This window comes from Streptomyces sp. NPDC001514 (genome assembly GCF_053597075.1).
In genome coordinates, this window is record NZ_JBSFHO010000063.1 from 1 (window position 1) to 17,848 (window position 17,848).

13 protein-coding genes are annotated in these 17,848 nt (G+C 69.6%); 6 read left to right on the forward strand and 7 right to left on the reverse strand.

Annotated features, from left to right (window positions below; genetic code table 11):
- Window positions 1-98: 98 nt before the first annotated feature.
- The 7 genes from ACWCXB_RS35775 to ACWCXB_RS35805 form a co-directional block, all read right to left on the reverse strand.
- Window positions 99-1,103 carry a TauD/TfdA family dioxygenase gene (locus ACWCXB_RS35775; protein ID WP_450728540.1) on the reverse strand — a complete coding sequence of 335 codons (1,005 nt, stop codon included), beginning with the start codon at window positions 1,101-1,103 and terminating at the stop codon, window positions 99-101.
- 24 nt (window positions 1,104-1,127) lie between these two features.
- The gene (locus ACWCXB_RS35780) at window positions 1,128-4,412 is read right to left on the reverse strand and encodes a non-ribosomal peptide synthetase (RefSeq protein ID WP_450728542.1); all 3,285 of its coding nucleotides are present in this window, start codon (window positions 4,410-4,412) and stop codon (window positions 1,128-1,130) included.
- Window positions 4,413-4,430: 18 nt separating this feature from the next.
- Window positions 4,431-6,956: a Pls/PosA family non-ribosomal peptide synthetase gene (locus ACWCXB_RS35785; RefSeq protein WP_450728544.1), complete on the reverse strand. Its 2,526-nt coding sequence runs from the start codon at window positions 6,954-6,956 to the stop codon at window positions 4,431-4,433.
- A gap of 430 nt (window positions 6,957-7,386) precedes the next feature.
- Window positions 7,387-7,614 (reverse strand): hypothetical protein, encoded by a 228-nt coding sequence (locus tag ACWCXB_RS35790; RefSeq protein ID WP_450728546.1) that lies wholly within the window; start codon window positions 7,612-7,614, stop codon window positions 7,387-7,389.
- Window positions 7,611-8,012 (reverse strand): hypothetical protein, encoded by a 402-nt coding sequence (locus ACWCXB_RS35795; protein ID WP_450728548.1) that lies wholly within the window; start codon window positions 8,010-8,012, stop codon window positions 7,611-7,613. The genes ACWCXB_RS35790 and ACWCXB_RS35795 overlap by 4 nt, the downstream gene beginning before the upstream one ends.
- A gap of 57 nt (window positions 8,013-8,069) precedes the next feature.
- Window positions 8,070-9,566: a sensor histidine kinase gene (locus ACWCXB_RS35800; RefSeq protein WP_450728550.1), complete on the reverse strand. Its 1,497-nt coding sequence runs from the start codon at window positions 9,564-9,566 to the stop codon at window positions 8,070-8,072.
- The gene (locus ACWCXB_RS35805) at window positions 9,563-10,276 is read right to left on the reverse strand and encodes a response regulator transcription factor (protein ID WP_450728552.1); all 714 of its coding nucleotides are present in this window, start codon (window positions 10,274-10,276) and stop codon (window positions 9,563-9,565) included. Before ACWCXB_RS35805 ends, ACWCXB_RS35800 begins: the two co-directional genes overlap by 4 nt.
- A 310-nt stretch (window positions 10,277-10,586) precedes the next feature.
- Here ACWCXB_RS35805 and ACWCXB_RS35810 point away from each other — a divergent pair, with 310 nt between their 5' ends.
- From ACWCXB_RS35810 to ACWCXB_RS35835, 6 genes are all read left to right on the forward strand, one after another.
- A complete protein-coding gene (locus tag ACWCXB_RS35810) occupies window positions 10,587-12,443 on the forward strand; it encodes a pectate lyase (RefSeq protein ID WP_450728554.1) in 1,857 nt (618 codons plus the stop codon).
- Between the two features lie 295 nt (window positions 12,444-12,738).
- Window positions 12,739-13,173: a DUF7144 family membrane protein gene (locus ACWCXB_RS35815; RefSeq protein WP_450728556.1), complete on the forward strand. Its 435-nt coding sequence runs from the start codon at window positions 12,739-12,741 to the stop codon at window positions 13,171-13,173.
- Between the two features lie 132 nt (window positions 13,174-13,305).
- Entirely contained in the window at window positions 13,306-14,670 is a 1,365-nt protein-coding gene (locus ACWCXB_RS35820; RefSeq protein WP_450728558.1) for an aldose epimerase family protein, read from the forward strand.
- 22 nt (window positions 14,671-14,692) lie between these two features.
- Complete coding sequence (locus ACWCXB_RS35825) at window positions 14,693-16,453, forward strand: SulP family inorganic anion transporter (RefSeq protein WP_450728560.1); 1,761 nt, start codon at window positions 14,693-14,695, stop codon at window positions 16,451-16,453.
- A gap of 122 nt (window positions 16,454-16,575) precedes the next feature.
- Window positions 16,576-16,776, forward strand: a complete 201-nt coding sequence (locus tag ACWCXB_RS35830; protein WP_450728562.1) for a hypothetical protein — start codon at window positions 16,576-16,578, stop codon at window positions 16,774-16,776.
- A 168-nt stretch (window positions 16,777-16,944) separates the two neighbouring features.
- Complete coding sequence (locus ACWCXB_RS35835; RefSeq protein ID WP_450728563.1) at window positions 16,945-17,799, forward strand: S8 family serine peptidase; 855 nt, start codon at window positions 16,945-16,947, stop codon at window positions 17,797-17,799.
- Window positions 17,800-17,848 lie beyond the last annotated feature (49 nt).

Here is a 17,848-nt window from a genome sequence, read left to right on the forward strand (position 1 = left end):
GGTGGCCTCGACCAGCTCCACGATCTCCTTCTCGCGCCCTTGCAGCACGCTGTGCACCTGGGCGCCGGAGATCACCGCGAACGGGGGCACGGTGGTGGTCATGCGGTCCTCACCTCGATGGTCGGTGAGCAGTCGGCCAGGCGCACCGGGTCGGCCATCGCGACGAGTACCTCGCGTTCGCCTTCGTAGGCTTCTCTGCTGTGGGCGGTGCGGATGTTGTCGACCAGCATCAGGTCGCCGGCCTGCCACGGCTCACGCAGGGTGCTGTCCTCGTAGACCTTGTTCAGCAGCTGGATGACGTCCTCGCCGATCGGGTCCCCGTTGCCGTAGCGGGTGTTGAAGGGCAGCCCGTCCGCCCCGTACTCCTCGATGAGGTACTCGCGCACCTCCGGGGCGATCGTCCACTCGTTCAGGAACGCGACCTGGTTGAACCAGCACCGCCGGCCCGTCACCGGATGACGCACCACCGCGCTGCGCCGCTGGCGGGTGCGCAGGCTGCCGTCGTCCTGCCACGCGAACTCGATACCGTTCGCCCGGCAGTACCCCTCCACGGCGGCCCGGTCGTCGGTGCCGAACGCCTCGGCCACCGACGCCCCGATCTCGTCGTTGTAGGAGCGGGTGAGCAGCCAGCCCTCCCGCTCGAACCGCTCCACCAGCTCCGCGGGCAGGGCCTGAAGCACGGTCGGTGCATCGGCCACCCCGGTCGCCCCACCGCCGGCGGGCGCCCTCAGGCACGCGAACAGCATCAGGCCGGGGAACTCGAGTGTGTAACTCAGCTCGTGGTGCATGCACATCGGCTGGTTCGGCGGCCACGTCGACGACGAGTACACGCCATCCGAGTACATCTGGCGAGGGGCGAAGGCTTCCCGTTCGGTCAGCAGGCCCGTGGACAGCCGGTCGAAGACCGCACCGGCCCCGGCCACGTCACGCAGACCCAGCCCACGCACCAGAACCGAACCATGCTCGGCGACGACGGCACGCAGCGCGTCCCGCTGCTCGGCCACCCAGCTCGCCGCGTCGACGGTCGTCTCGACCCGCAGCACCGGAGGCTTGCCGGGTTGAGACTCCACATCGAGCGTCGATGTCGGGGATGAGGACGACATCTCGTTGTTCCTTTCAGTCGCGGCTCAGGAGGATGCCGGCCATTCGGCGGCGCGCAGCACGGCTTTGGCCGCCTCGGTCGGACGGGTACGCAGGAAGTAGTGGCCACCGTCGGCGAGCTCGTGGAGGTCGACGTGCTCGGCCAGGAATTGCCAGTCGCGGTGCCGGAGCGGATACGCGGCCGTGTGCGGATCGTCGGCGGCGACGACCACGGTCACCGGCGCGGAGAGTTTCACCGCCGGCGGGGCATCCAGGGCGTCGGCGAAGTAGCGGTGCGCGGACACACAGTCGTGCCGGTAGGCGGCGCCGACGTGCTCGGTGTGCTGCGCATCCAGCTCACCCAGCTCGGTATGGCCGCCGTCCGCGCTCAGCTCTGCGGCGATATCGGCGTTGCTCCGCCCGGTCAGCCCGGCGATGGCGGCGCGCCGGTCGACGGCGTCGCCGAGCAACTGCGCCGCGAGGAACACCCGCCCGACGTCCACCCCGCGCTCCTGCAGCGTCCTGGCCGTCTCCACGGCGAACGCGGCGCCGGATGAGTGGCCCCACAGCAGGACCCTGGTCAGGCCGAGCCGCTCGATCTCGGCGACGACCTGCTCGACCACCTGTGCCATCGTCGCGAAGGGCTCGTTCTCCGTGGCGGCGGCCAGATCGTGACCGGGCAGCTCGACTGCGTAGACCGCGCGCCCGCCGCCCGGCAATGCCCTTGCCATCGGCTGGAAGTTCGCCGCGTTGCCACCGGCGTACGGGAAGCACACCAGGGCACCGGCCCGCGCACCGTCCGACTCCGACAGCGGATGCAACAGCCCGGGTCGCCGCTGGGTTCTGCCGTCGACGAGTTCGGCGAGTTCGGCGAGGTGGGGGTGGCGGGTGATGTCCTTCAGGGAGACGGCCCGGTCCAGGGCGATCGCCAGCTTCACCGCGGACAGGGAGGTGCCGCCGCGGTCGAAGAAGTGGTCCATCCGCCCGATCTGGTCCTGAGGGATGCCCAGCACCTTCGCCCAGGCGGCCGCCAGCCGCTCCTCGGCCGGCGATGTCGGTGCATCACGCACGTCACCGGGCTCGTCCCCGGCCGCGGCAAGCTCCGTCGCGAGGGCCGTCAGCGCCTTCTTGTCGGTCTTGCCGTTGGGGGTCAGCGGGAGGCTTTCCCGCCAGTGGAAGACGGAGGGAACCATGTAGACGGGCAGGCTGGCGCCCAGCTGGTTCTGCAGGGCGTCCGTTTCGAGCGGGTAGGAGCTGGTGTAGAAGGCCACCAGATGCTTGCTGTGATCGGCGCGTTCGGTGACCACCACCGCGCCGTCGCGCACTCCCGGGGCGCGGAGCAGGGTGTTCTCGATCTCGCCGATCTCGATCCGGAACCCCCGGATCTTCACCTGTGTGTCCCGGCGGCCGAGGAACTCCAGCTTCCCGCCGGGCTGCCAGCGGCCGAAGTCACCGCTCCGGTACAGCCGCTGCCCCTGCCGGTGCGGATCGCGCACAAAGGCCGTCCTCGTGCGCTCCGGGTCGTTGACGTAACCGCGGCCCACGCACACCCCGGAGAACACGATCTCGCCCGGCGCGCCCAGCGGCACCGGCGCCAGATGCTCGTCGACGACGTAGACGTGCACGTTGTTCACCGGCCGGCCCAAAAGGACCTTCTCCGGGGCCCGGTCCATCACCTCGTGGTTCGTGTCGTCGGAGGTCTCGGTCAGCCCGTAGGCGTTGACCAGCTTGACCCTCGGCATCGCGGTGAACCAGCGCTCGGCCAGCTCCCGCTTCAACGCCTCACCCGTCACAGACACACACCTGAGGTCCGGCAGCTCGCGCGGATGCTGCTCAAGATCCGACAGGACGGCTTCCAGATAGGACGGCACGACCTGAAGGACTCCCACCCGGCCGTCGACGATCGTGTCGAGGAAGCGGGGGACGTCCAGGATGGCGTCCTGTTCGACCAGCAGGGTCCGCCCACCGGTCAGCAGCCCGGAGATCAGCTGCCACAGCGAGATGTCGAAGCACTGCGGCGCCGTCTGCGCCACCACCGCGCCTTCTGCGATCTGCAGGTCGTCGATCTTGGCGAAGAGGTGGTTCAGCATCCCCGCGTGCTCACACATCGCCCCCTTCGGCTCCCCCGTCGAACCCGACGTGAAATAGATGTACGCCAACTGATCCGCAGCCACGCTGATGCCGAGGTCGTCGTCGGCGTGGTTCTCCTCGTACGCCGCATCGACCAGGAGCTTGTCGATGCCGGGCAGTGCGGTCAGGGCCTGGTCGAGCGTCGTGGTGCTGCCCGCCTCCGTCAGCACCAGGGCGCAGCCGGCGCGCGACAGCGTGGCTGCGATGCGTTCGGCCGGGAAGTGCGGCTCGATGGGCAGGTACACCCCACCCGCCTTGAACACCGCCAGCACACACGCCAGCCAGTTCAGGTTCCGCTCCGTGACCACCGCGACCACACCCTCGCGGCCCAGCCCCCGCGCCAGCAGCGCCCGCCCCAGCCGGTTCGCCCGCGCGTTCACCTCCCCGTACGACCACACCCGCCCCCCGCACACGGCCGCCACCGCATCCGGATGCGCCCGCACCCGCCCCTCGAACAACTCGTGGAAACGGCGGTCGGGCAGCTCCCGCCGCCCTCCGGCAAGCCCCTCGACCTGGAACCGGAACTCCTCGGCCGACAGCAGACACTGCCGCCCATGCTCGGCATCCGGGTCGGCGGCGATCAGCCCGAGCACGGTGACGTGATAGCCGGCAATCCGGGCCGCGTACGTGGCATCCAGCACCTCGGTCCGATACCGCACCCGCAACACCAGCCCGCTGCCGCGCCGCGAGAATCCCAGCCCCAGCACCGTCTCCTCGCCGAGATCGAGAGCGTCACCGACGCCCGCCGGGTCGAAGACCGTCTCGAACGACGGCCCGGCAACGCCCAGCTCGCGCCCCAGCTCACCGACCGGAAAGTCCCGGTGCGCCAGCACCTCGGACTCGACCCGACCGGTGCTCCGCACCAGCTCCCGCCAGGAGCCGGGTCCGGCCGAAAGCCGGCAGGGCAACGCCCTGCCCCTCGCCTGCGCCACATACCCGGTCACCACGTCGGGCTCGCCCGACAACGCCACCAGCACCCTGGCATGCGCGGCCAGCAGCACCGAGCTGAACGGCACCGCCGTCTCATCCGCCACCTCGTGCAGCGCTCCCACCACGTCGCCCGGGACCGTCACCTCGTAGTCGGCAAGACCACCGGGCGCCGGGTCGGGCGTCCACCGCGGGATCGCGGTGGAACCACCGGCCATCAGCACGCCGTGCCAGAACTCCCGGCCGGCCTCCGTGCCCCTCACATGTGCTTCCATCGAATCCACCCCCGTCCCTCACCGCACAGCCGCTGCGGGCTGATAGGGGGCATCCCGCATTTCCGTGGCCGGATTCCCGCCCCACCGTGCGCGCTGGGGCATTTCCTCGCCTTTCATGAGGAAGGAGTCGGGGGCGAGTACGGCGCCGTCGCCGATCGTCACGCCGTAATGAACGAGCGCGCCCACGCCGAGGGTGCAGCCGGCACCGATGGTGCTGGGCTCGGACTTGAAGGTGCCGTCCTCCTGCGAGTGGCACTGGATGACCGTGCCCGTGTTCAGTGTGGAGTCGTCACCGATGGCAGTGAGTGTCCGCTCCGACAATGCGCACCCGTCGTCGAACACCCGCTTGCCGATCCGGACGCCCAGCATTCTCCAGACCAAGCCTTTGAAAGGCGTGCCGTTGAATACGGCCAGCCATTCATCAGGCACCTTCCAATGACGTTCATGCCACCAGAAATACGGTTCGTAGATGGAGCACAGCTGCGGTTGCAACCGACGGAATTTCATCATGCTGCGTTCCACCAGAACGTAGTAGCAGGCGCTGAATGCAAGGGCGAACGCCAAGTACACGGCAATCATCAGCTCCCCGAAGAAACCGTACATTTCGACGGTCGCGAGGCCGAGCAGTGTGAGCACGAAGAAATGCAGCCAGCGCACCGCCAGGAACCATCCCATCGTGCGGATGTTGTAGCGGTTCTTCGCGGCAAGATTGCGGTGCAGCGCGTCTCCGGTCCTGAGATGGTCGAATCGGCTGTCCCGCTCCACGGACCGGGGAATCTCGAAGCAGGGCGAGCCGAGCAGGCCCACTCCTTCGCGGATCTCGCCGTCGAGCGGAATCATCACCTTTGTGGCGAGCAGGCAATTGTCACCCGTCCTGCCCCCGGAGGGGTAGCCGATGCGGTTCCCGAGGAAATTGTGGGGACCGATCGATGCGCGGGACACTCGGAAGGACGTGCTCGAAAAGTCGGCGTTTATGATCGAGATACTGTCGGCGACCATTGTTCCGGTGCCGACGGAACTCAGATACGGCGTCTCGTGAGCGACTCTGCTGCCGAAGTTCGAACCGGTCTGCTCGACCTTGGACAGGTCATATCCGAGGCAGCGAAGGTAATGGACGATGTAGGAGCTGTCACCGAAGAGCGTGGTGAAGAACTTCCTGTTGGTCATACGCGCGATCGCGCGGTGTATCGAGTAATGCAGGCCGTACAGCGGATAAACCTTGTCCGGCTTGACCGCCAGGTTCAGCAGGCGGGGGACGGTGAACACCACGCCGAGACCCACGACAGTCAGGCCGAAGAACAGCGCGAGGGAGAGGTACAGCGCGTCGATGTAGAGCGTCGGCGACGTGATGGCCACTGTGTTCGGGGCCAGCACCCTGTCCACGACCGGAAGCTCCGTCAGCAACATGTACGCGCCCCCGACGGTCAGGGGTACGTACAGGAGGAACAGCTGGAGGAGGGTGACGAGACCGAAGGCGGCCCGGCGCAGCGTCCCGCAGCCCGTCGGCGGGACCCTCACGTAGTCGAGCTCCGTGCGCTGTGCCGGGGAGCCGTGCCACCGCTCGCCGTCCGGGACGACCTGGCCGCTGTGCAGCGCGGACGTGTGGCCGAGCTGCGCCCCGTCGCCCATGGACGTGTCGATGTCGAACACGGTCTTCTCACCGATGAACACGTCCCGGCCGAGGGTGATCCGGCCGGTCTGGATACGCCCGGCGTGCGCCCGGTAGCAGAGGAAGAACGACTCCTTGCGGATCACCGTACCGGCGCCGATCGTCAGCAGGTCGGTACAGACCGGAACGCTGCGGGAGAGGATCGTGACACCCTTGCCGATCCGCACCCCGAGGGCCCGCAGGTACAGGATGTACAGCGGATTGCCGACGAAGAAGATCATCGGGTTGGCGTGGACCAGCGCCTTGACGGTCCAGAAGCGCAGATAGGTCGGTCCCCAGACCGGGAATTCGCGGGGCTTCCACCGGCCGATGAGTATCCATTTGGCCACGATCGGGAAGACGCACAGGCCTACGAAACCGGCGCCGCCGAAAACGAGCGACCGCAGATAGACGTCGACCAGGCCCGATCCTTGGGAGACCCACTCGTAGCCTCGGGCGGTGACAACACCGGCGAGGAGGCAATACCCGACGAAAATCAGGAGCTGCAGCATTCCGCAGACGACGTATCGCCTTGTGCTTCCTGGTGCCACTTCCTCGGCCGGCACCGGGACCTGCGAATCGGCCGAGGTGGGTGCGTTTTCGGCGAGGGCCGCCGCCAGGCTTCGGATCGTGGGGTGCCGGTAGATGTCTTTTATCGATACCGATGGCAGGTCCGTCCGCTTCCTTACCCGCGCACAGAATTGGGCCATGACCAACGAGTTGGCGCCCAGGTCATCGAAGAAATGGCTGTCGACCGACACCTGCTCGACAGCCACGACATCAGCCAGTACCTCGGCGAGGTTACTCTCGGTGTCCGTCGACGGGCCGGCATGCCTGCGATCGGCAATCGCATCATCCGGCCCGGGCGTCAAGACCTCGACAGATTTTTCCGCCATGCCAGCTCCTTGAGGAGATTTCGGCCACCGGATGCCGACGCAGCCGAGCACCCGGTGTCCTCGTGCTCCAGCGGCGGGCGGTACCGGCAATCCCGAAGCGACGAGGTCGTGAGCCCTATATCGGTCACGAAACCACGACCTTCAGTGTCCGTCGTCCACCGTCGGGTTGCCACTCGAACTCGACCGTCTGGACACGGCGGTGGCCGTCGCCGGTGTTCAGGCCCGCCCGGGGAGCCGGACGCCTCGGCGGAGGACGTCGGGTGGCATGGGCCTGAACGGGTGACTGAGCCGTACAGTGTGCACACAGTAGCCACAACAAGGAATTCGTCACCGCTGTCCAGCTCGATGGGAAAATGCCCGTAAAGATCGTGGCAATTCCTGGCCAACAGTTCAGAATATCCCCTGAGAAGCCTTTCGTGAATCCTGCCTCTCAGTTGTCCTCGGTCGCTGCCGATTCAGCCGCAGCGGCGGCCGATTCCGCGGCATCCACAAGTTTCTGCATCTCCGCCACCTCCGCCGGAGCGGGGGTCGCCGACTCGCTGGTTGCCCCGCTGCTCTCCCCGTCGTCGCCACGACCACAGCCGGTGATGCACGTGATGCCGATGAGGCAGATGGCCGCAGCCGCCACGGCGACGGCGGTGCGCCGGACGGCCGTCACTTCTCGCTCCCGTTGTTGTTCGCCTGGCACCAGGACTTCACCGCGGCCAGGTCCTTCTGGCGCTTCTCCAGCGTCGGAACGAGAGAACGGCGGAAGCTGAGCTTGCCGTTGAGGTAGGTCTCGATCTCGGTGTGACCGGCCTTCCTGGCGTTCTCGACGCGCTTCTCCAGTCGGCTGATGGACCCGATCCGTGTCGCGTCGCCGCCGAGGCGGTCCAGGGCCCGCTCCAGTCGCTTCTCGATCTTCGGCACACGCTTGCACAGCGCCTTCGCGCCGTCACCGGTCGGCGTGCTTCCCGGTGACGGCGTCCCGGTGTCGGCCGAGGCCGCGCCTGCGGTGGCGGTGAGCAGGGCTGCGACGGCGGTGAAGGCCAGAGCGGCGGTCTTCGAGGTCCTCATGACGGTCTCCCTCCTGATGGGGGCGGCAAGGCCCATGCGCCTGCGCCCGGCCAGAAGTTAGGAGCCGACTTTGTGGAAACCTTGTGGGTGCTGAGCCGTTCCGATCAACCAGTCCCGATCGGCCGGCAACGACGGCACGGTCCCACCCTGCACGGTGAGCACGGGGATGCGGACCTCGACCCGGGTGCCGCGGCCCGATGGCCGGTCCTGGACCTGCACGCCGCCGCGGTGCAGGGCTGTCTGCTGCGCGACGAGGGTGAGGCCGAGTCCGGAGCCCGGGCTGTCCGGTCCGCGCCGGAAGCGCTGGAACACCGCATCACGCTGCGGGGGCGGGATACCGGGCCCCTGGTCGTCCACCGTCAGCACCGCGACCGGTTGCGAGGGGTGCCCGCCGGCTCTCAGCCCCACCTCGATACGGGCCCGCCCGTCGGCGCTGCGCCCATGGACCAGGGCATTGGCCAGGAGGTTGTCGACGAGCGTACGCAGCCCGGGCTCCCATCCGTACACGCTCAGGCGCGGCACCTCCGGGACCCCGATCTGCGCCGCGGGATGCCTGCGCCGGGCATCGGCGACCGAGGCGTCGATCACCTCCGCGAGGTCCACCGGGCCGAAGGCGTCGGCCTCGACCAGGTCGCCCCGGCCGAGCTCCCGAAGCATCACCAGCAGGCCCAGCATCCGCGTGTGCTCACTGTGCAGATCCGCCAGTACCTCGGTGCGGTCCGACGCTCCGAGGTCGGGGTGCTCGGTGAGGATGTCGAGGTTCGTCCGCATACTCATCAGCGGCGTGCGCAGTTCATGCGCGGCGGCGGCCGCGAAGGACCGTGCGGTGGCCAGGGCGGCGGTGGTCCGGGCGGCCTGCTCGTCGTAGCGGGCGAGCACGGTCTGCAGGGTCCGCCCGAGGTCGTCGACCTCGGTGACGCCGGTCGGAGCGTGCTCGAGCCGTGCCGCGTCCGCCGTCGGGTCGAGGCCGCTGGTGCGCTGCTGCAGACGCCGCAGCGGGCGGGTGGCCCGGGAGGCGACAGCCAGGCCCAGCAGGCCGGCCACCGGAGCGGCCAGCAGGGCCACGGTCACCACGCGCCTGCGGACGAGCTTCAGCCGGTCCTGGCTCGCGGTGTCGGGCGAGAAGAGCCACAGCGTGCCGTCGACACCGGGTCGCGGTCCCCGTACGCGGACCGACAGGACGCGCCAGCTGTCGTTCCCGTCCTCCACAGTGACCGGTCCGGGTGCGCTGTCGGGGAGGGGTACGGAAGCGCCGGGCTGAGGACCGCCCGACACGGTTCCCTGGGGCCCGGTCAGCCGGATTCCGACGTCCAGGGCCGAGGCGTACAACTGCCGCTCACGGGCCTGCTCGACCGCCGCAGGCCGGTCGGCCGCTGTGACCCGCAGCAGTCGGCGGGCATCTCCCGCGACCAGCGCCGCTCGCGTTCGCAGATGGGCGTCCTGTTCCGCATGCAGATCACGGGCGACCAGCTGGAGGAGCAGCCAGCCGGCCGCCAGGACCAGCACCGGCACGGTGATGCCGACGGCGAGCGCGATACGCGTGGACAGTTTCATGTGCTCCGGCCCCTGTCGTCGTCGCAGCGCAGGACAAAGCCGACTCCCCGTACCGTATGGATGCACCGCGCGCGGCCGCCGTTCTCCAGCTTCCGCCGCAGATAGCTGATGAACGTGTCGACCGCATCGGTGCGCACCTCGAAGTCGTACCCCCAGACGCGGTCGAGCAGCTGGTCCCTGGTGAGCACGATCCCCGCATTGCGCGCGAGGACCTCCAGCAGCTCGAACTCCCGCCGGGTCAGCGACAGCGGCTCCCCGTCCATGCGGGCCTCGCGGGCCGCCGGATCCAGCACGAGCGGACCGACCCGCACCACGTCCGTGGCCCTCGGCGGCCGTCGGCGGAGCAGCGCCTCCAGCCGCAGCACCAGCTCCTGCAAAGCGAATGGCTTGACCAGATAGTCGTCGCCACCCGCCTGGAGCCCGGCGATCCGGTCGGCGGTCTCGTCCAGCGCCGACAGCATCAGGACGGGCACGTCGTTGCCGTCGTCGCGCAGGGTCCGGCACACCTGGATCCCGTCGACGTCCGGCATGGAGATGTCCAGCACGAGGACATCGGCCGTCTGTTGCCGTACGTGGGCCAGAGCGGGCCGTCCCCCTTCGGCCAGCGACACGGCGAAACCGGCCAGCCGCAGCCCTCGCTCCAGCGACCGCCGGATCGCCGGATCGTCGTCCACGACCAGAACGCGTCCCCGGCCGAGGTCACCGTCCATCCGCTCGCTCCCGTCCGTGCTGCTCCCGAGTGTCCGGGCCTCCGCAGTCTCCGGGCCGGCCCGTCGGCATCGTAGTGGCCGAGTCACGGCAGCCCGGCGCGGGTGCAGGCGGCATGGTCCAGAACCCAAGGTGTCCATATACGTGAATCCTGAGCGTCAGCCGGAGGTGTTTCCTGCAAGATCGGTCAGTTATCTGAACAGATTTCATCTGTACGAACTCTTGAGTGCCGCGAACGACCGGTGATAGGCCTGGGCCCGACGCCGATCCCACTCCCCGCGAACCGATCCGTCATGCCTGGAGGCGACCTCCTTGAGACCCACCGGATCCACTGAGCCCACCGCACCCACCACCGGACCCACCGGCACCGCCATGTCCCGCCGCACCTTCGCCCGGCTCGCCGCAGCGCCCGTCCTCGCCTCGCTGGCCGGGGGCCTGCAGTCCGGCCCGGCGCAGGCCGCAGAGCTGCCGCAGCCGGGCTCCGGCAGTGTCGGTAACGACGCCGTCCGGGCGGCCATGAGGCGTGCCGCGGTCTTCATGGACGAGCACGTGTCGTACCGGGGTGCGTACGTGTGGAGCTATCTGCCCGATCTCTCCACCACCTGGGGCGAGATGGAGGCCCGGCGCACCATGTGCTGGGTCCAGCCGCCCGGCACCCCGACCGTCGGCCACAGCATGCTCGACGCCTACCACGCCACCGGCGACGAGGAGTTCTACCGCGCGGCCGAGCGCACCGGCCTCGCCCTCGTGGACGCCCAACTGCCCGTCGGAGGCTGGAACTACATTCACGACTTCGCCGGCGAGACCTCGCTGCGCCAGTGGTACGACACCATCGGGGCCAACGGATGGCGTCTGGAGGAGTTCCAGCACTACTACGGCAACGCCACCTTCGACGACGCGGGCACCTCCACCGCCGCGCAGCTGATCCTGCGCCTCTACCTCGAGCGCCGACACCCGAAGTTCAAGGCCTCACTGAACCGCGTCATCGACTTCATGCTCAAGGCCCAGCTGCGCGGCGGTCCCGCGGACGGCGGATGGCCGCAGCGCTTCCCGGCGTTCTCGGGCGCGGTCAGCGAGATGCCCTGGCCCGCCGACCGGCCCTCATGGCTGGCGCCCGACGTCGGTCACGGCATGGAGGACGGCGACTACACCCGGCACGTCACGTTCAACGACGACGTGCTGGGCGAGAACATCAAGTTCCTGCTCATGTGCGCCTCGGCGCTCGGGCGGCGGGATCTGAACCGGCCAGTACTGCGCGCCATGGCCTGCCTGCACCGTCTGCAGCAGCCCGGTCCGCAGGCCGGATGGGGGCTCCAGCACCTCGCGTACGCGGTGGGCGGCCGCCCCGCGGGCGCACCCGCAGGCGCCCGGTCCTACGAGCCCCGGGCCCTGACCACGCACACCACCCAGACCAATGTGCGCCAGCTGTTCCACTACTTCCGGCTGACCGGCGACCACGCGTACCTGCGCCGCGTGCCGGAGGCCATCGCCTGGCTGGAGAGCTGCCCCCTCACCAGCGAGCAGAAGGGGGAGAACCCGCGGCTGAAGAGCTCCACGCATCCGACGTTCGTGGAACTGGACACGAACCGCGCCCGCTTCGTCCACCGCTTCGGATCCAACATCCGCAACGGCGCCTACTACTACGACCACGACCACCGGAACACCCTGAGCCACTACTCCGGCGGACGCTCGATCGACATCACGGGGCTCAAGGCCACGTACGACGAGCTCATGTCGCTCAGCCCCGCCGACGTCGCCGACCTGCGTGCCCGGTCCCCGCTCACGCCCGGCCGGCCCGGCGAGCTGCCCCCGTACTTCAGCATCCGTGATCTCGACCTGACCGACCTGTTCCGGGACGCCCCGCTGCCCCTGCCCACGGTGACCGAGGCCGAGGCGGGCGCCCTGGTCGACGATCTCGGTACCAAGGACCACTGGCTGACGCGCATCGGCAACGCCACCAACCCCTACCGGGGCCCGGCTCCCGCAACTCCGTACGACGGCACGGCCTATATGAGCAAGCACGTCGGCGACACCTACGACACGTCGCCGTACAACCCGCTCGACGTGCCGGCGGAGCCGCCGTACCAGTCGCAGGAGAGCGCGTTGGGCATCACCTCCTCGGCCTACACCGGGAACATGGCCAAGCTGATCGCCTACGTCTCCGGCTGACGGCGCGACTCGGCGCAGCCTGACCCGTATGTGAAAAGGGTTCCCCGCTCCGCACGGATTGCGGAACGGGGAACCCCGAGGCGCGCGAGGCGCGCAGTGATCGCCGTGCTGCCCATCGAGCGCCACTGATCACTCTCGGTGAGGTCACTCGGTGTCACGTGCACTGATCCCGCACCGAGTCGCCACTACTCCTTTCGAGGTGCGATCCGCCCCGTCGTGGCCGAGATTGGAGGTAACCGAGTGTCCGCTCGCCATCCCGCCGACAGACCGGCGGGACGAGCGGAAGGAGCGCACCATGACCAGTCATGTGAGCGGAAGCCCTCAAGGCAGCGCGGCGCAGACTCCCACGGGGAACGGCTTCGCGACGGGGTGGATGATGTTCGCCGCGGTCCTGATGGTCTTCGGCGGATTCATGACGCTCTTCGCGGGCATCTCCGCCATCGCCAACGACGACGTATTCTTCGCGACCCGCAACTACGTCTTCAAGTTCAACCTGACGAGCTGGGGCTGGATCCATCTGATCCTCGGGGTCTTCATCATCCTCGCGGGATTCGCGCTGTTCACAGGCGCCATGTGGGCGCGCGTCGTCGGCCTCGTGCTGGCCGGACTGGGCATGCTCGCGAACTTCATGTGGCTGCCCTACACCCCGTTCTGGGCCATCATCCTCATCGCCGTCGACGCCTTCGTCATCTGGGCGCTGTGTGCCGCTCCGCGCCCGTCGGCCACTTGACGCCCCAGGACCGCGACGCCCAGGACCGTGGCACACAGCACTCAGCGCGTTCCGGCAACCGACGGCGATCCGCCACCCCTCGTGTTGCTCATCGTCGGTGTGTCGGGATCGGGGAAGTCCACCGTGGGACACATGCTCGCCGACCGTCTCGGGTGGTCCTTCCTGGAGGCGGACGACCTTCATCCCCCGGCGAACCGGGCCAAGATGGCGGCCGGCGTACCCCTGACGGACGAGGACCGCCGGCCGTGGCTCCACACCATCGCCGCACGGATGGACGAGCAGCTCGCCGCGCACCGCCCCGTCGTGGTGACGTGTTCCGCGCTGAAACGTGCCTACCGGGACTACTTGGTCGCCGGCCGGCCCCGCGCACGCATGGTGTACCTGGAGGGCTCGCGTGAGCTCATCCGCTCCCGTATGGCCGCCAGGCACGGCCACTTCTTCCCCGCCGAACTGCTGGACAGTCAGTTCGCCGACCTCCAGGAGCCGACCCCCGACGAACAACTGTGGGTGGTGCCGGTGGACCGGCCGCCGGACGCCGTTGTCGCAGCCGTCGTCTCGCTGCTGGGCCGGACCTCCTCGTACTCGACCGGCGAGCAATGGGAGCTGCGCCACGGCTCCCACACCGCCGTCGTGGCCCAACTGGGAAGCGCGCTCCGGCACTACTCGGTGGGCGGCCGGCCCGTGCTGGACGGCTTCGACGCCGACGCGACGATCACCGGCGGCCGCGGCCAACTCCTCGTGCCTTGGCCCAACAGGGTGGGCGGCGGCCGCTACACCTGGAACGGCCGGGACCTGCAACTCCCGCTGAACGAACCGGCGAAGAACAACGCCATCCACGGCCTGCTCCGCTGGACCCCCTGGAACCTGTTGGACCACGAGGAGAAGGTGGTGAGAACGGGCACCACGCTCTTTCCCCAGCCCGGCTACCCCTTCCGGCTGCAACTCACCGCCGAGTACCGGCTCGGCCCGGAGGGACTGGCCGTCACCGTCACCGCGACGAACCTGGGGGAGACCGTGGCGCCGTACGGGGCGGGGCAGCACCCCTACCTCACCGTGGGCACCGACCTGGTGGACGAGGCGGTGCTGACCGTACCGGCGCGACAGTGGCTGCCCACCGACGAGCAGGGCCTGCCGGTCGGCAGCGAGCCGGTCGAAGGCACGCCGTACGACTTCCGTACCCCCCGGCCCATCGGCGACCAGGCCCTGGACACGGCGTTCGCCGGACTCGACCGGGACCCCTCCGGCCGGGTCGTCGTACGCCTGGCACATCCCTCCGGACACCAGGGCATCGACGCGTGGCTCGGCGAAGGCGCCGAATACGTGCAGGTGTTCACCGGCGACACCCTCCCCGAGGCCGAACGGCGCCGCAGCATCGCCGTCGAGGCCATGTCCTGCCCGCCGGACGCCTTCCGCAGCGGCACGGCGGTCGCCGCCCTGGCCCCCGGCTCCCGGCACGTACTCCGCTGGGGGCTGACGCCCTGGGGGCCCACGACATGAGGCCGCCCGCGGAGCGGGGACCGTGACCCGGCCACGCCGGGCCCTGGGCGAAGCGCTGCGACGGATCGAGCCCCGCCTGGCCTCCGTCAGCCCCGGCCTCGCCCGGCTCCATGGGCGCCCGGCGGGCGAATGGCGCACGGACCTGGTCGCCGGGCTCACGGTCGCCGCCGTGACCGTACCCGCCGCGATGGGCATGGCGGAACTGGCCGGGGTACCGCCGGTCGTCGGCCTGTACGCCGCCACCCTGCCACTCCTCGCCTACGCCGTGTTCGGGTCGTCCCGGCATCTGGTGGTCGGCCCCGACGGCGCCTTGTCCGCGCTGGTGGCCACGTCGGTCGCCCCGCTGGCCGGCGGCGACGGCGGACGCTATCTCGCGCTGACCTCCGCCCTGGCCCTGCTGGTCGGTTGCGTGATGTTCGCCGCGGCGCTGCTGCGCCTCGGCTTTATGGCCGACTTTCTGTCCAAACCGGTTCTGCTGGGCTACCTCAACGGCGTCGCTCTGATCATCATCGTCGGCCAGCTGGGCAAACTCCTCGGCCTGGACATCCAGGCCGGCGGATTCTTTCCGACGCTGCGTGAACTCGTCGCCGAGCTGGGCGACATCCAAGCGGCGACGGTGCTGCTGAGCGCCGGTCTGCTGGCCGCCATGGTCGCCCTGCAGCGCTTCACCCCCCGCCTGCCCGGCAGCCTGATCGTGGTCGTCGCGGCCGGAGCTGCTTCCGCGGTCCTGAACCTGCAGGCCCAAGGCATTGCGGTGGTCGGCGCCGTCGAAGGCGGGCCGCCCTCGTTCGGCCTCCCGCACGTCGGCTCGCACGATCTGTCGGTCCTGTCGCTTCCCGCCGCCGGCATGGCGCTGCTGTCCTTCGGGGACGCGACCGCCATCGCCCGGGGCGCTGCGGCCCGCAACGGCTACGAGCTGGACTCCAACCGTGAACTCGCCGGGCTCGGCGCGGCCAATGTCGCCGCCGGGCTGATGCACGCCATGCCGACCTCATCGGCCGGTGCCCGTACGGCCGTCGCAGAAGCGTCCGGCGGCCGCTCGCAGCTGGTCGGCATCACTGCGGGCGCCGTGGTCCTGGTGGTCGCCTCGTTCGCGACCGCGTGGATCGAACCGCTGCCCAGGGTGGTCCTCGGGGTGGTCGTCGTGGTCGCCGCCTTCGGCATGCTGAACGTGAAGGGGGTCGTACGCCTGCGCAAGGTGCGGGACTCCGAGGCGGCCGTCGCCGTCACCGCCATGGTCGCCGTGCTTGCTCTCGGCCTGCTCGGCGGTCTCCTCGTGGCGATGGGCCTGTCCCTCGGCATCTTCGTGTACCGCTCCGTCCGCCCGCACGACGCGGTGCTGGGGCGCGTACGGGACCTCGACGGCTACCACGACGTGGCCCGCTACGAGCGGGCGCAGACGGTGCCGGGGCTGATCGTCTACCGATTCGACGGTCCGCTGTTCTTTCCCAACACCCCGTTCTTCCTGCGCCGGGTCCGCGAGGTCGTGGAGGACTCGTCCCCCGACGTGCAGTGGCTGCTGCTCAACGCCGAAGCCATCGTCTACGTCGACGCTACGGCGGTCGACGCGCTGCGGGACCTGCACACCGAACTCGCCGACCGTGGCATCACTCTGGCGATGGCGCGGGCCAAAGCACCTTTGCACGCCGTCCTTCGGCGGACGGGTCTGGCCCAGCAGATCGGAACCGACCGCTTCTTCCCGACCGTGGGCTCCGGAGTGGCCGCCTTTCTGGCCCGCGACGAGGAGCAGGGCGGCCCTTCTGCTGAACCCGGCCCGGACTGAGCCGGCGATCGTCCGCCGCCCCGGCCGCGACGGACACAGCGGCGTGTCCCATGTCTGACGTGACGCGCTTGCGCCACGGGTAACCGCTCCACGCCCCGGGCGGCGGCCTGTAGGACCGTCGCATGTTTCCCCACGTACTTCGCTACCAACGCGGCTGGAAGACCCTGGCCGCGACGGTCGCGTGCGCCGCGACCGTCTCGCTGCTGACCGGATCGATCGGCCCCGCGGCGGCCCGCACCGCGACCCCCTCGACCGGGACGGGGACGGCGCCTCATGCCGTGACCCACACGGTCACCCTCATCACGGGCGACGTCGTCCGCTGATCGTGTCGTACGGCAAGGCATCGAAGTCCACGCGGTCGGTGCCCGTCGCACCGAAGGGCACCACCAAGGTGCGCTCGCTGCCCAGCATCAATGCCGCCGCGGTCAAGGCCACCAAGAAGCAGGCACGGCAGACCTGGAAGGCCGTCACCCCGGCCGGGGACCGTTCCGGTGCCGCGACACCCGCTGCGGCGTCAGCCGGCACCCCCGCACTCCTCGACGATCGCGAAGATCTGGCTCGACGGCAAGGTCCACGCCGACCTGGCGCAGAGCACCGCGCAGATCGGCGCCCCGCAAGCCTGGGCCGCGGGCCTGGACGGCAAGGGTGTCAAGCTCGCGGTGCTCGACACCGGCGTCGACCTCAACCACCCCGACATGGCCGGCCGGGTCACCGAGTCCGTCAGTTTCGTACCGGGTGAGACCGTCGCGGACGCCAACGGCCACGGCACCCACACCGCCTCCACGGTGGGCGGCAGCGGCGACGCCTCGGACGGGGCGGAGAAGGGCGTCGCGCCCGGTGCCGACCTGCTGGTGGGCAAGGTGCTCGCCGACGGCGGCTACGGCGAAGACTCCTGGGTCATCGCCGGCATGGAGTGGGCCGTCGCCCAGGGCGCCAAGGTCGTCAGCATGAGCCTCGGCGGCTCGATGCCCAGCGACGGTACGGACCCGATGAGTCAGGCGCTGAACCAGCTCAGCGCCGAGAGCGACGCCCCGTTCGTCGTGGCGGCGGGCAACGCGGGCATGGAGGGAGTCATGGGCGCGCCGGGCACGGCGGACGCGGCGCTGACCGTCGCCGCGGTCGACGCCGAGGACCGGCTGGCCTCCTTCTCCACCATGGGGCCGCGCTACGGCGACTACGCGCTCAAGCCGGACATCGCCGCCCCCGGCGTCGACATCCTGGCCGCGAAGAGCGACGGCACCGCCGACAGCATCTCGCAGGAGGTGACCCGCGCCTACGGCCTGAAGGGCTCCGGGCACGGCCTAGCTGTATTGATCACGAGCGTTGTTAACAGTGCTGGGTCTTGATCATGGCGAAGACCTCCGGTGTGGTGGAGGTGTCTAGGCTCCACACCAC